At 62.5% G+C, this 13,782-nt stretch carries 12 protein-coding genes; 8 read left to right on the forward strand and 4 right to left on the reverse strand.

The window, feature by feature from the left end; all coding sequences use genetic code 11:
* The first annotated feature begins 65 nt into the window (after positions 1–65).
* A complete protein-coding gene (locus tag BLW08_RS06550) occupies positions 66–2,459 on the forward strand; it encodes a RelA/SpoT family protein (RefSeq protein ID WP_090821696.1) in 2,394 nt (797 codons plus the stop codon).
* Here the strand turns inward: BLW08_RS06550 and BLW08_RS06555 are convergent.
* From BLW08_RS06555 to BLW08_RS06565, 3 genes are all read right to left on the reverse strand, one after another.
* Positions 2,456–3,064: a hypothetical protein gene (locus BLW08_RS06555; protein ID WP_090821694.1), complete on the reverse strand. Its 609-nt coding sequence runs from the start codon at positions 3,062–3,064 to the stop codon at positions 2,456–2,458. The genes BLW08_RS06550 and BLW08_RS06555 overlap by 4 nt on opposite strands.
* A gap of 100 nt (positions 3,065–3,164) precedes the next feature.
* The gene (locus BLW08_RS06560) at positions 3,165–4,649 is read right to left on the reverse strand and encodes a DUF349 domain-containing protein (RefSeq protein WP_090821692.1); all 1,485 of its coding nucleotides are present in this window, start codon (positions 4,647–4,649) and stop codon (positions 3,165–3,167) included.
* Between the two features lie 66 nt (positions 4,650–4,715).
* Positions 4,716–5,510, reverse strand: coding sequence for a peptidylprolyl isomerase (locus BLW08_RS06565; protein ID WP_175538603.1), 795 nt, complete (start codon positions 5,508–5,510; stop codon positions 4,716–4,718).
* 207 nt (positions 5,511–5,717) lie between these two features.
* Here BLW08_RS06565 and hisS point away from each other — a divergent pair, with 207 nt between their 5' ends.
* From hisS to BLW08_RS06580, 3 genes are all read left to right on the forward strand, one after another.
* Complete coding sequence (gene hisS / locus BLW08_RS06570; protein ID WP_091324011.1) at positions 5,718–7,064, forward strand: histidine--tRNA ligase; 1,347 nt, start codon at positions 5,718–5,720, stop codon at positions 7,062–7,064.
* A gap of 110 nt (positions 7,065–7,174) precedes the next feature.
* Complete coding sequence (aspS, locus tag BLW08_RS06575; RefSeq protein WP_091324012.1) at positions 7,175–8,968, forward strand: aspartate--tRNA ligase; 1,794 nt, start codon at positions 7,175–7,177, stop codon at positions 8,966–8,968.
* Positions 8,969–9,038: 70 nt separating this feature from the next.
* Positions 9,039–9,824, forward strand: a complete 786-nt coding sequence (locus BLW08_RS06580; RefSeq protein WP_091324014.1) for a GNAT family N-acetyltransferase — start codon at positions 9,039–9,041, stop codon at positions 9,822–9,824.
* Positions 9,825–9,875: 51 nt separating this feature from the next.
* Here BLW08_RS06580 and BLW08_RS06585 read toward each other — a convergent pair whose 3' ends face one another.
* Positions 9,876–10,475 carry a Vms1/Ankzf1 family peptidyl-tRNA hydrolase gene (locus BLW08_RS06585; protein ID WP_090821683.1) on the reverse strand — a complete coding sequence of 200 codons (600 nt, stop codon included), beginning with the start codon at positions 10,473–10,475 and terminating at the stop codon, positions 9,876–9,878.
* Positions 10,476–10,517: 42 nt separating this feature from the next.
* On the opposite strand from BLW08_RS06585, the gene BLW08_RS06590 reads away from it, so the two are divergent.
* The 4 genes from BLW08_RS06590 to BLW08_RS06605 all read left to right on the forward strand — a co-directional run bounded on the left by BLW08_RS06590 (position 10,518) and on the right by BLW08_RS06605 (position 13,686).
* Positions 10,518–12,044, forward strand: coding sequence for a replication-associated recombination protein A (locus BLW08_RS06590; protein WP_091324016.1), 1,527 nt, complete (start codon positions 10,518–10,520; stop codon positions 12,042–12,044).
* 205 nt (positions 12,045–12,249) lie between these two features.
* Positions 12,250–12,870 carry a 30S ribosomal protein S4 gene (gene rpsD, locus BLW08_RS06595; RefSeq protein WP_011774968.1) on the forward strand — a complete coding sequence of 207 codons (621 nt, stop codon included), beginning with the start codon at positions 12,250–12,252 and terminating at the stop codon, positions 12,868–12,870.
* A gap of 157 nt (positions 12,871–13,027) precedes the next feature.
* A complete protein-coding gene (locus tag BLW08_RS06600) occupies positions 13,028–13,402 on the forward strand; it encodes a DUF948 domain-containing protein (RefSeq protein ID WP_090821679.1) in 375 nt (124 codons plus the stop codon).
* A gap of 53 nt (positions 13,403–13,455) precedes the next feature.
* Positions 13,456–13,686 (forward strand): hypothetical protein, encoded by a 231-nt coding sequence (locus BLW08_RS06605; RefSeq protein WP_175538604.1) that lies wholly within the window; start codon positions 13,456–13,458, stop codon positions 13,684–13,686.
* The last annotated feature ends 96 nt before the right edge of the window (positions 13,687–13,782 follow it).

The following is a 13,782-nucleotide window of genomic DNA, read 5'->3' on the forward strand; positions in this document are numbered from 1 at the left end:
GTTGCAGAAGCATTCACTTGCGGGAATAGACTGGGAGAATTAAATCGGTTGTGAGGGGTACTTCTGTGGAAGAACGTGCGACGTCGGCACCACCGGCGGGCGGGGAAGATGGCCGCAATGCTGTGGCCGTCCCGGCAACAAACGTGGCTGGACGGGCTGCTGGTGCGGTTCCGGTGGATACCCCCGGTGTGCGACCTACTTTCCCAGGGCGCAGGGAGCGCACGCGATCCCGCCTTGCACGCCTCACTGGCCGCGGTGTCGCTCCGTACTCGCCGATCCTCGAGCCCCTGCTGCGTACCGTCCGGGCGAACAACCCCAAAGAGGACTTTGACCTGATCCAGCGGGCTTTCGCTATAGCCGAGCGGAGCCACCAAGGACAGAAACGCAAGAGCGGTGATCCCTACATCACCCACCCGGTGGCAGTGGCCACTATTCTTGCCGAGCTCGGCATGACGGGTACTACCTTGGCAGCTGCGCTGCTTCACGACACCGTGGAAGATACCCCTTACACCCTCAACGACCTCACCCGGGACTTTGGCCCGGAGGTTGCCATGCTCGTGGATGGTGTCACCAAACTGGACAAGGTCAGTTTTGGCGAGGCAGCGCAATCGGAAACAGTGCGCAAGATGGTCGTGGCCATGGCCAAGGACATCCGCGTGCTGATGATCAAGCTGGCCGACCGACTCCACAACGCGAGAACATGGCGGTTCGTTTCGGCTGAGTCGTCCTCACGCAAGGCGCGTGAAACCCTGGAGATTTTCGCACCGTTGGCGCACCGCCTCGGTATGAACACCATCAAGTGGGAACTGGAAGATCTCTCCTTCGCCGCACTGTATCCCAAGGTGTACGAGGAAATCGTCCGCATGGTGGGAGATCGCACACCGGAGCGCGAAAAGAGCCTTAGCGTCATTCGCAACCAGATCGCCGATGACCTCCGTACAGCGCGTATCAAAGCCACCATCACGGGCCGCCCGAAGCACTACTACTCGATTTACCAGAAGATGATCGTCCGCGATAAGGATTTTGACGACATCAACGACCTCATGGGCGTGCGTGTCCTGGTTGATTCGGTACGGGACTGTTACGCAGCCCTTGGCACCCTCCACTCGCGGTGGAACCCTCTCCCGGGACGGTTCAAGGACTACATCGCCATGCCCAAGTTCAACATGTACCAGTCCCTCCACACCACGGTGATCGGCCCGGGCGGCAAGCCTGTGGAGATCCAGATCCGCACCCATGAGATGCACCGCCGTGCGGAGTACGGTGTTGCGGCGCACTGGAAGTACAAGGACCAGCCGAACCGGACCGCGCAGGGACCCGGCAGCCCCCGCGACGGCGATATGGGCTGGCTGAGGTCCTTGGTGGACTGGCAGCAGGAAACTTCTGATCCCGGTGAGTTCCTGGACTCGCTGCGGTATGAAATCAATGCCCGCGAAGTTTTTGTCTTCACCCCCAAGGGTGAAGTCATGGCGCTGCCCGCAGGTTCTACCCCTGTTGACTTCGCCTACGCCGTGCATACGGAAGTGGGCCACCGCACGATTGGTGCACGCGTCAACGGCAAGCTGGTCCCGTTGAACAGCGAGTTGAACCACGGCGACTGGGTTGAGATCTTCACGTCGAAGGCAGAAGGAGCCGGACCCAGCCAGGACTGGCAACACTTCGTCAAGTCAGCGCGGGCACGCAACAAAATCCGTCAGTGGTTCACCAAGGAACGCCGCGAAGAAGCTATTGATCGTGGCAAGGACATGTTGACCCGTGCCATGCGGAAGCAGAACCTGCCTCTGCAGCGTCTTATGACCCACGACGCCTTGTCTGCTGTGGCGGAGGACTTCCATTACGTCGACATCTCCGGGCTCTATGCGGGGGTTGGCGATGGTCATACCTCAGCCCAGTCCGTGATGGAAAAGCTCGTAGAGCATCTGGGCGGACACGAAACACCCGACGAAGACCTCGACGAAGTCAGCATTCCCACGCAGGTAGCGAAGTCGAAGTTCTCTGACTCCGGCGTCATCGTCCGTGGTGTTGGCGACGTCTGGGTCAAGCTGGCCCGCTGTTGCACACCAGTTCCCCCGGACCCCATTCTCGGCTTCGTGACACGAGGTTCCGGAGTTTCCGTTCACCGGACTGATTGCACCAATGTCTCTGGGCTTCGGGACCAGCCGGACCGGATTGTTGAAGTGGAGTGGGCGCCCACGCAGTCCAGCGTCTTCCTGGTGGAGATCCAGGTAGAAGCACTGGACCGGAAGTCCCTCCTGTCTGACGTGACACGTATCTTGTCTGAGAACCACGTCAACATCCTCGCTGCTTCCGTTCACACATCCAGCGACCGTGTAGCGATCTCCAAGTTCGCTTTTGAGATGGGTGATCCCAAGTATTTGCACCACGTCTTGAACGCCGTCCGTCGCATTGATGGCGTCTTTGACGTCTACCGCACTACTGGTAACCGCCGGCGAAGCTAGTTCAGGTCCGGTTGGGTCAGCCTGGCCAGCGTTGCCAGTGCGCGCTTCTTGTGGGGCAGCCGTGGCGACGCTTCCACAGCTAATGTCAGCAGGCGCAATCTGATGCCAAGATCAGCCCGGTTCAGCAGCCTTCTGAGGGCGGGCAGAGCACGCTCGGCCTCAACGTGCAGGGCGATATCGGCCGCAGTCCGGAGCGGGCTGCTCACCAGTATTCCTCCCAGGCTGATCGCATCCATCTGGCCCAAGCGGACTTCATGGAGACTGCAGGGCGTGCTCCCACGCAGGCTTGAAATGCGGTGCTTCGCATCCACCAGGAGTGACAAGCGCTCCGGGGGACTGGCGCAGCCATAAATCCAGGCGGCCGTAAGCCTGCCGGCAACTACCTTGGTGCGGATCCGTTCCGGAACGGTCTGAGCCGCTGCGCGTGCCCGCAGGCGGTGGGTGACGGCAACACCCGGTGAGGCATAACTCTTGCCGTAGAGGGGCAGCAGGATGCCGTCTATGGCCATGCACTGCAATTCGTTCCAGGTAAAAATGCGGCTGGGGGAGTAGAGCTCGGAGACAACCGGCTCCGTGATAGGCAGGGCGGTGAGAGTGGGGACCATCCACCGATCATTCCGTGCCGTTGCCCAACGAGTACAGGCTCCGTCCCGGATATGTGGATAACCGGGACGGAGCCTGCAGGAGCCAATATTTCAGGACTGGCTAGGCGAGATCGCTCGCTGAACGCTGGATCTGGTCCAGCCATGCCTGGCGTGCTTCCAACGCTTCACGGGCGGCCTTGATGCGGCGCTGGTCGCCCGCCTTCTCCGCCTTTTCGAGATCGTCCTTGAGGCCGGCAATAGCTGTTTCCAGCTGGGAAAGGGCACTGTTGGTGCGGGCCTTGGTTTCCGGGTTGCTCCGGCGCCACTTCTCTTCCTCGGCGTCGCGGACCGCGTCTTCTACCTTGCGGAGGCCGGCTTCGATGCGGCCCATGTCAGCCCGGGGAACCTTGCCTGCATCTTCCCAGCGGTCCCTGATCGATTGCAGGGCCTTCTTGGCAGCGTTGAGGTCGTTGATGGGCAGGAGAGCCTGTGCTTCGGCTACGAGCTGTTCCTTGACGCCCAGGTTGGCTGTGTACTCCTGGTCGATCTGCTCGTTGGCGGCCTGACGGTTGCTGAAGAAGACATCCTGGGCAGCGCGGAACCGGCCCCAGAGAGCGTCATCATCTTTCCGGCTGGCGCGCGGCGTGGCCTTCCACTGGTCCATCAGCCTCCGGTACTCGCCGGCAGCAAAACCCCAGTCGGTGGAGGAAGAGAGAGCCTCTGCCTCGGCAATCAGGGCTTCCTTGGCGGACTTCGCAGCAGAATTGTTGCTATCCAACTGGGAGAAGTAGGCGCGGCGGTGACGATCGAAGACCGTGCGCGCGGAGCGGAACCGCTTCCAGAGGGCGTCTTCGTTGCTGCGTCCCAACCGGACGCCGCTCTTCTGCGCAGCCTTCCACGTTTCGAACAGTTCATTCATGCGGGCGCTGGAGGTCTTCCACTGGATCTGGGCAGGATCCTGGCCAGCTATTGACTCTGCTTCGGCCACAATGGCTTCGCGGGCGGCAAGTTCGCTGGCGCGTACGGCCTCATGGGCGGCTTTCTCAGACTTCTCCAGTTCCACGACCTGTGTGGAGAGGGCGTCCAAGCGGGCCTCGGCGGAACGGATGTCGCCCACCATGTTGCGCTCGGCGAGCTGCTCGCGAAGGTGCGTGACGGTCTTCTGCATGTCAGTAGCGGGAGCCTTGGACTCTACGCGGTGCTCCAGGAGGACAACCTGCGCGATGATGTCGTCGAACTTTCGGGCGAAGTATCCCAATGCTTCGTCAGGACTGACACCCGGGTACTGGCCCACAGCGATCTCCTCGCCATCCAGCGTGAGGAAGACATGGCCATCACCTTCTGCGCGGCCCCACTTGGCGGCCTCGGCGAGCGACGCCGCGGACACAGCCGGGGCGGCAGGAACGACGGCGGCGGGGGCCTTCGGGCGGGCTGCGAAGGCAGCCGGTGATGGGGCAGCGGATGGAGCCGGACGCGGTGCTGCCGGCGCCTCGGGCTTCTGTTCAGGCGCAGGCTCCGGGGTCTCCGCCCCGTTCGTTTCGGTTGCCTCGACCGCTTCCTGATTGGCCACTGCTGCTGTTTCGTCGGATTTCTGACTGTCTGTCACCGCTAAAAGTCTTTCGCTTGGAGGGACTGCTAAGGTAATGCACCCCGGGCCGGGGCCTGGAGCTGGTTACTTCAGAGAAAACGAGTCTATCGTGACAGGTGCCACAGGGGCGCCGTCGTTGGGGTTTTCGCCGGACTTGAGGCCTGCGGCAGCTATCTTGGTCACCACGTCCAGGCCGCTGGTCACCTTGCCCACCACTGAGTATCCACCCGCAGTGTCTGCGGGGATGGTGGTGTCTTTGTAAACGATGAAGAATTGGTGGCCGTTACCGTATGCGTCGTTCCCGGTGCGTGCCACGGCGATGGTCCCCGCAGGGTATTTGTTGTCCGCAGGCGCGTTTTCCAGTGGACCCCATCGATAGTTGGGGTCGTCCGTCCCCTTTTCGTCGGTGGCGCCGCACTGCAGGAGCCCGAACGTTTCGGACGTCGTCAGGCGGTGGCAGAACTTCCCGTTGTAATAGCCGGCGTCACTCAGGGACTTGAAGACTGCAGCTGCCTGTGGAGCTGCTGTGCCGTTCAACTCAATACCCACGGCACCGCCGTTCAAGGCCAGTTCACCCGTGAATGTCTTTCCTGCCGCGGTGTCCGGGCTGGGGACGTCGGCGCTGTTGGATGCGGCCGGGGAAGCTGACGGCGAACTCAGTCCGGCCTCGGCAGCGGCAAACTCCGCTTCGGTGGGGTTGGAACTGAAGACTGTCAGCTGCAGCACGACGGCGAGGACAACTGCCGCGCCGCCGGCACCAATGGCAATGGTGTTGTCGCGTTTGCGCCGTTTTCCCTGTTCCTGGCGCAGGGCACGCTTGGCTTCCATCTGCCTGATGCGACGTTTTGCTTCGCGGTCATCCCGCGACCTTGTTGCCAAGAGTCCTCCTGATTTGTCCTCAATAGATGGCGGCCGACAGGAACCCGGGCATGCTGCATTAGATGTGCACGCGCGGAAAGCATAAACTGGCTGCCGCACATAGTTTATGCATGTCCGGCTGGACGCCCGCCCTGTAAACGCCGTTCGGGCGTTTTAAAGCTGCGGCGCCGATTCCAGTTCAGCTTTCTTTGAGGAGACAATTCCCCCATGGCACGTACCGCCTCCCTGTCCGGATTCCCCGAGTGGCTTCCCCAGGAGCGGTTGGTGGAGCTTCATGTGCTGGACACTCTCCGAAAGACGTTCGAGCTGCACGGATTTTCCTCCATTGAGACCCGCGCCGTTGAGACCGTGGGGCAGCTGCTCCGCAAGGGTGAGATCGACAAAGAGGTCTACGGCCTGAGCAGGCTCCAGGATGACGAGGGAGACGCTGCAAAGTCGGATAAGGGCGATCCGAACGCGCTGGCCCTGCATTTTGACCTCACCGTTCCATTTGCCCGCTACGTGGTGGAGAACGCCGGTTACCTGGCGTTTCCGTTCCGTCGTTACCAGATCCAGAAGGTCTGGCGTGGCGAGCGTCCCCAGGAGGGCCGCGCACGCGAGTTTACGCAGGCGGACATTGACGTGGTGGGCGACGGCGAATTGCCCTTCCGCTACGACGTAGAGATCGCGCTGGTCATTGCCGAGGCACTGAGTGCGTTGCCGATTCCGGATTTCCGGCTCCGGATCAACAACCGGAAGCTGGCTGAGGGCTTTTATCGCGGCATCGGCCTGACGGACACGGCTGGTGTTCTTCGCAGCATCGACAAACTGGAGAAGATTGGCGCCGGGAAGGTTGCCGAACTGTTGAAGTCGGAGCTGGGTGCGACGGATGAGCAAGCAAGCCTTGCCCTTCAGCTGGCAAGCATCCGCACTGAAGACACGTCGTTTGTCCAGCAGGTCCGCGCCTTGGGCATCACAGATGACCTTCTTGAAGAAGGCCTCAACGAACTCGAACAGGTTATTGAGGCTGCCGTCCAGCGCGCCCCTGGCAAGGTGGTGGCCGACCTCAGCATCGCCCGCGGCCTGGACTACTACACAGGAACCGTGGTGGAGACGGTGCTCGTGGGGCATGAGCAGCTCGGTTCCATTTGTTCGGGCGGACGCTATGACGCTTTGGCGGGCAAGGGCAACCGCAAGTTCCCCGGCGTCGGGCTCTCCATTGGCGTGACGCGACTCGTCTCGCGCATCCTCAGCCAGGAATTGGCCATGGCCTCCCGATCGGTGCCCACAGCGGTGTTGGTTGCCTTGAATTCAGACGACAGCTGGTCCGCGGCGCAGGACATTGCCGCCCAGCTGCGCGGCCGGGGCATCGCCACGGAAGTTGCGGCAAAGGCCGAGAAGTTCGGCAAGCAAATCAAATTCGCTGACCGTCGCGGCATTCCCTTTGTATGGTTCACAGACGATGACGGCAAGCACCAGGTCAAAGATATCCGCTCCGGTGAGCAGGTAGACGCGGACCCGGCAAGCTGGACACCTGCGGATGAGGACCTCCACGTCCGGGTCACCACCGGCTGATAGACAGATAGTTTGTCCCGCCTCTTGGCGGGAGCCGCGGCCGGGGCGGGTAAACTCGGACGGGACCGCTTTGCAGCGGTCCCTCTAAATTTCATGCTGAAAGGAATGCTGTGCTGCGCACACATGACCTCGGATCCCTTCGCTCCGAGCACATTGGACAGACCGTTACCCTGGCCGGCTGGGTGGGCCGCCGCCGTGATCACGGTGGCGTTGCATTCGTTGACCTGCGTGACGCGTCCGGTGTCGCCCAGGTGGTTGTCCGTGAGGAAGAGGTCTTCCACGGCCTGCGGAACGAGTACGTTCTGCAGGTGACGGGTACCGTCAACAAGCGTCCCGAAGGCAACGAGAACCCGGCTTTGGCGACCGGTGAAATCGAGGTTATCGCGGACAAGGTTGTTATCCTCAACACCTCCGAGCCCCTCCCGTTCCAGATTGACGAGCACGTGGAGGTCGGCGAGGAAGCCCGGCTCAAGCACCGTTACCTTGACCTTCGCCGTCCCGGCCCCGCACGCAACATGCGCCTGCGTTCAGAGGCAAACCGTGTGGCACGCGAACTGCTGCACCAGCGCGGATACGTCGAGATCGAGACTCCCACGCTGACGCGTTCGACGCCGGAAGGCGCCCGCGACTTCGTGGTTCCGGCCCGTCTTGCCCCGGGTTCCTGGTACGCCCTGCCGCAGTCGCCGCAGCTTTTCAAGCAGCTCCTCCAAGTGGGCGGCTTCGAGAAGTATTACCAGATTGCCCGTTGCTACCGTGACGAGGACTTCCGTGCCGACCGTCAGCCGGAGTTCACGCAGTTGGACATCGAAGCCAGCTTCGTTGACCAGGACGATGTCATTGAATTGGGCGAGGCAATCGTCAAGGCCTTGTGGCAGTTGATCGACGTCGAGATCCCCACCCCGATCCGCCGCATGACGTATCTGGACGCCATGGCCAAATACGGTTCGGACAAGCCTGACCTGCGTTTTGGTGTGGAGCTGACTGAACTTACCGAGTTCTTCAAAGACACTAACTTCGGCGTCTTCAAGGCACCCTACGTCGGCGCAGTGGTCATGCCCGGTGGCGCTTCCCAACCGCGCCGTACCCTGGACGGCTGGCAGGAATTCGCCAAGCAGCGTGGACACAAGGGCCTGGCCTACGTCCTTTTCAAGGAGGACGGCGAGCTCGCCGGCCCCGTTGCCAAGAACCTCACGGATGAAGAGCGTGCCGGCCTTGCTGACGCCGTTGGCGCCAAGCCCGGCGACTGCATCTTCTTCGCTGCCGGCGAGAAGTCCGCGGCGCGTGCCCTGCTGGGTGCCGCACGTGTTGAGATTGGCCACCGCACCGGCTTGATCGATCCCAAGGATTGGGCGTTCGTTTGGATCGTGGATGCTCCCATGTTCGAGCCTGCTGCCGCTGCTGTTGCCTCTGGCGACGTCGCAGTGGGTGGGGGACAGTGGACGGCCGTTCACCACGCCTTCACCTCGCCCAAGCCGGAGTTCCTTGACACGTTTGACCAAGACCCGGAGTCGGCGCTTTCCTACGCCTACGACATCGTCTGCAACGGCAACGAGATCGGTGGCGGCTCCATCCGTATCCACGAGCGCGAAGTGCAGGAACGCGTCTTCCAGCTCATGGGACTGGACAAGGAAGACGCCGAAACGAAGTTCGGCTTCCTCCTGGAGGGCTTCAAGTACGGAGCTCCTCCGCATGGCGGCATGGCCCTCGGCTGGGACCGCGTGGTGGCTCTGCTCGCCGGCGTGGAATCCATCCGCGACGTCATTGCGTTCCCGAAGTCCGGCAACGGCTACGACCCCCTGACCGCGGCTCCTGCTCCCATCACGGCGCAGCAGCGCAAGGAAGCGGGCGTCGACTTCAAGCCCGAGGCCAAGCCTGCCGCCAAGGCAGAGGCGAAGGCCGAGTAGTACAACTGCCAAAGGCTCTCCACTGCGGTGGGGAGCCTTTGGTGTTCCTTCCAACGAAAGGTGAGGGGCAGTGGTGGATCAAGCCGCCATCGAAAGGCTCATGGACAAAGCGTGGCCCGCCATCGAGCGCGAGGACGCGGGAGGGTGGGTACTGCGGGCTTCGGAGGGAGTAACGCAGCGTGCCAATTCCGTGTGGCCACGGCAAACCTCCGGGGAAGCGGGTCTCTCTCCAGATAACAGCGTCATCGAAGCCGCCGTTCGGGCCGCAGGCGAGTGGTACCGGCGTCGTCGCCTTCCTTTGATCTTCCAGGTTTTCGAGGATGCCGGCAGTGCTGCCCTTAACGCTGTGTTGGATAGGCAGCGCTTCACCAGGCAGTCCGAAACCCGAATCATGGTTCGTGACGTGGAGGGCTTGCCGGCCGGCCAGCCGGGGCTGGAGATCACCCAACAACCCTCCGTGGAATGGCTCAAGGTCTGGTGGTCAGTAGACGGGCGTGGCGGCGAGGCCGAGATGGCCGTTGCCCGGAAGATACTCACCGCTTGCCCGTCGTTGTATGCGTTGATCAGGGACGACGACGGCGTTCCGGCCGCCGTTGGGCGCCTGGCCCTGGTGGATGGCTGGGGTGGCATTTACAGCATGGCGACGTCGGCAACGCACCGCCGGCGCGGATACGGCACACGGGTTTTGGGCGGATTGTTGGAGGCCGGCGCGCATCTGGGCCTTGAAGGATTCTGGCTGCTGGTCACGGCGGCCAATCACGGAGCGCAGTCGCTCTACACACAGGCAGGCTTCTCCGCGCACGGCAGCTACCTGTATCGGCAGGCTCCATTGCGGCGTGCCCCAGGCGGCTGCTGAACAGCAGCTTCTGGAGGACAGCTCCTGAGCAGCAGTGCTGGACAACGGCTCCTAGTCCGGGGGATCGGATACTATGACCCGCACGGAGCACGCATCCGCAGCGGCTTTGGCCAGAACGCTGGACTTGGGCTCCTGAATGTCCAGGAAGGCCAGCCGTGTGCGGCCCGCCACCGATCTGAGGGCTGGCTGGGCAAGGACTTGATCCACTGATGCCCGGTCACCGCCGGGGACGATGTACTCGATGCGCTGATCCTTGTAGATCCGGGCGGCGTGTTCGGCTGTTGCCTTGATCTCCACCAGGCGCTTACCGCTCTTCCATGCGAGGATCGTGGATCCGCTGGCAGCGGCTATCGCGTAGCCGCCTCTGCGGACCAACAGCAAGCCCAGCCCGCGTTCTTGGCTGGCCAGCGACGCCAATCGGTCCAGCTCCGTTGCACCGCGGCCCGGACGCCCGTCGGTCGGCCAGGGAGCCCGCAGCAGCGCCTTGGTGCCGTCAGCGGCACGCAGCACCAACCCACCGTCGTCGAGGTCCTCGACAGCCGGGCCATGGCTGGCCGTGAACCGTTCCACCCAACCCAGCAACCTGTCTGCGGGCACCATAGCGGTCCGGCTGCCGGATCGCTGGTGCGGGGCAGATGCTTGGCGGTCCATGGCCGATGTCTCCTTTGCTGGAACTATGAGTAGCCTATCCATGTGGAAGATCTCTTTGGTGCGGGTGCAGGACACGACGACGAGTCGGAGGATCTGCCTGCCACCGGGGGACCGTCCGACGCTCACTGGATGGCATCGCAGCGCAGCCCGCTGGCCGTGCGGATGCGGCCACGCACTCTGGACGACGTTGTAGGCCAGCAGCATTTGCTGGGTCACGGTTCGCCACTGCGCCAGTTGGCTGCAGGGGCTGAAGCGGCCGGCCCGGCTGGCCCGAGCTCAGTCATTCTGTGGGGGCCACCTGGAACCGGCAAGACCACTTTGGCGCATGTGATTGCCCGTGGTCCAGGCAGGAAATTCGTTGAATTGTCGGCCATCACCGCCGGAGTCAAGGATGTCCGGCGCGTCATGGACGAGGCACTGACAGCGCGCGATCTCTACAAGAAGACCACGGTCCTCTTCCTGGATGAGATCCATCGATTCAACAAAGCACAGCAGGATGCATTGCTACCCGGCGTCGAGAACCGCTGGGTGGTGTTGGTGGCCGCCACCACGGAGAATCCGTCGTTCTCCGTGGTCTCGCCCTTGCTGTCCCGGTCCCTTCTGCTGACGCTGAAGCCGCTCACCGACGACGACATTTCCGGTTTGCTGCAGAGGGCAGTGGCCGATGCCCGGGGCCTCGCCGGACGGGTTTCGCTCAGTGATGAGGCTTTGGAGCATCTGGTCCGTTTGTCCGGCGGTGACGCCCGCAGGGCACTCACCGCGCTGGAAGCTGCCGCTGGCGTGGCGTTCGGTGACTCTGCCGCCGTCGGGGATGTCCACTCCGTCGGGGCGGAACAGGGCGGAGCCGGAGCGGAAGAAGACAGGGTCGACGGGGACCATGACGGGAACGACGACGAAGCGGGCCTCGCCAACGACGGCGCCCCTGATGCTCCGGTACTGGTGGAACTCCGCCATACAGAGCGGGCACTTGACGCTGCTGCTGTTCGTTACGACCGTGCTGGCGACCAGCATTATGACGTGGCCAGCGCGTTCATCAAGTCCATCAGGGGCTCGGATGTAGACGCGGCCCTGCATTACCTGGCACGCATGCTGGAAGCCGGCGAGGATCCGAGGTTCGTGGCCCGACGCATCGTGATCTCCGCGGCAGAAGACATTGGAATGGCAGATCCCACGGCACTGCAGACGGCAGTGGCCGCGGCCCAAGCGGTGCAGCTGATCGGCATGCCCGAAGGCCGGATTGTCCTGGCTGAAGCCGTGGTCCACCTGGCCACCGCTCCCAAGTCCAACGCTGCCTATATGGGGTTGAACAAGGCCGTGGCTGATGTCCGGGCCGGGTTCGGTGGCGGCATTCCCATGCACTTGCGTGACGCGCACTATCCAGGCGCGAAACAACTGGGCCATGGCAAGAGCTACAAGTATGCCCACGACGAACCCCACGGAGTAGCCCAGCAGCAGTATCCGCCCGACGACCTTGTGGGTAGGGATTACTACGAGCCCACCAGTAACGGTGCCGAACGTGACATTTCGGCAAGGCTGGAAAAGCTACGCAGGATCGTGCGTGGGGAGTAACCCGCTAGCAGCACCCAGGCGGTGGATGACCACCCCGCACATGGTAGGATAGATCCTTGTCTGGCATGGCCCGACGCACAATCCCTTGAAGATTTTCTCCATAGTGCTGTGCGCCCGGGCTAGTAGCAAGAGGCAGCGGTTGGCCGATGCTCTCCCTGATGGAGGCCAGTAACACAGACACACCGCAGTAATTGGAAGGACACAAGTGGCTAACAACACTCGTGCTCGCCGTACCGCACGCCTCTCGCGTGCACTCGGCATTGCTCTGACCCCCAAGGCCGCCAAGTACATGGAGCGCCGTCCGTACGGCCCCGGCGAGCATGGCCGTGCCCGCAAGAAGCAGGACTCCGACTACGCCGTACGTCTGCGCGAAAAGCAGCGTCTGCGCGCCCAGTACGGCATCCGCGAAGCACAGATGACCCGTGCCTTCGAAGAAGCACGCCGCACCAAGGGCCTCACCGGTGAAAACCTGGTTGAGCTGCTCGAAATGCGTCTGGACGCCCTCGTGCTCCGTGCAGGTTTCGCCCGCACCATCGCGCAGGCACGCCAGCTGGTTGTGCACCGCCACATCATGGTTGACGGCATCCGCGTGGACCGCCCGTCCTTCCGCGTTGGCGAAGGCCAGCTCATCCACGTTCACAGCCGCTCCGAGGTTATGCCCCCGTTCCAGGTGGCAGCAGCCGGCGCACACGTGCTGAACAACGTACCGGCTTACTTGGACGTCAAGATCGACGCCCTGCAGGCACGCCTGGTTCGTCGCCCGAAGCGCTCTGAGGTCCCCGTGATCTGCGAAGAGCAGCTCGTCGTCGAATTCTACGCTCGCTAAATTTACGCAGCGCATACAAAGAAGCCCGTGGCACATGCCGCGGGCTTCTTTGTATGTAAGGTACCGGTGCAAAGTAGGTAAGGTACTGGGGAGGCCTTGTCCAGAGCCGATAGTCGGCTGGTGCAGGGCAGCGCAACGATCCTAGGAGAAGAGTTCTATGTCTGGTGGCGACATCGCCGGCCTCATCGCAGCAGGAGTGTTCGCGCTCCTTGTTTTGCTGTTGGCTGTGCCCATCCTGAAACTGGGCGGCGTCTTTGACGAAGTGCGGACTTCCATCCGTTCCATCAGCGACGGAGCTACGCCCCTGATGGATGAGGTGACCGCCACAGTCTCCACCACCAACCAGCAGTTGAAGAAGGTTGACGGCATCGCCTCCAACGTCTCCGATGCTTCGGCGAACATCTCTGCACTGTCTTCACTTGTAGCTGCCACAGTGGGGTCACCCTTGATCAAGGTAGCCGCCTTCAGCTACGGCGTCCGCTCGGCATTCGCGGCCCGCCGCACGCCTTCCTCCGGCCGCCGCAGCCGCTGAACAAAGCGATCGCTGGACGAGTAACCGCTGAACCAACGGGAGAACATAACCCCATGAAAAGAATTGTTTGGATGGGCATTGGCGTCGCTATCGGCGTCATTGCCTTTCGGAAAATCACCGAAGCCCAGGCCAGCATCGGCCCTGAAGGCTTGAACCGCGCTGTAGGCCGCATGGCAGATGGCTTGTTCGACTTTGCCGATGCAGTGCGTTCGGGCATGCACCAGCGTGAAGAGGACCTGCGCGCGGCGTTGGGGATCGACGAGGCCGGAGCAGGCCGCCGCTAGCCGGAGCGTTTCGCTCCCGCGCCCGCAACAGGGCAGAATGGAAAACTGCGGAACGGCACCAGCCGGTACCGCGCACATCACGTGCAGTGAATTGAG

This window comes from Arthrobacter sp. cf158, assembly GCF_900106835.1.
Classification (GTDB): domain Bacteria; phylum Actinomycetota; class Actinomycetes; order Actinomycetales; family Micrococcaceae; genus Arthrobacter.

What these genes read in the sequence shown, in the direction of transcription:
- hisS (WP_091324011.1), top strand. Translation starts at nt 5,718, where the DNA reads ATGGCACGTACCGCCTCCCTGTCCGGATTCCCCGAGTGGCTTCCCCAG.
- BLW08_RS06585 (WP_090821683.1), bottom strand. Translation starts at nt 10,475, where the DNA reads ATGGACCGCCAAGCATCTGCCCCGCACCAGCGATCCGGCAGCCGGACC.
- BLW08_RS06605 (WP_175538604.1), top strand. Translation starts at nt 13,456, where the DNA reads ATGAAAAGAATTGTTTGGATGGGCATTGGCGTCGCTATCGGCGTCATT.
- BLW08_RS06555 (WP_090821694.1), bottom strand. Translation starts at nt 3,064, where the DNA reads ATGGTCCCCACTCTCACCGCCCTGCCTATCACGGAGCCGGTTGTCTCC.
- BLW08_RS06600 (WP_090821679.1), top strand. Translation starts at nt 13,028, where the DNA reads ATGTCTGGTGGCGACATCGCCGGCCTCATCGCAGCAGGAGTGTTCGCG.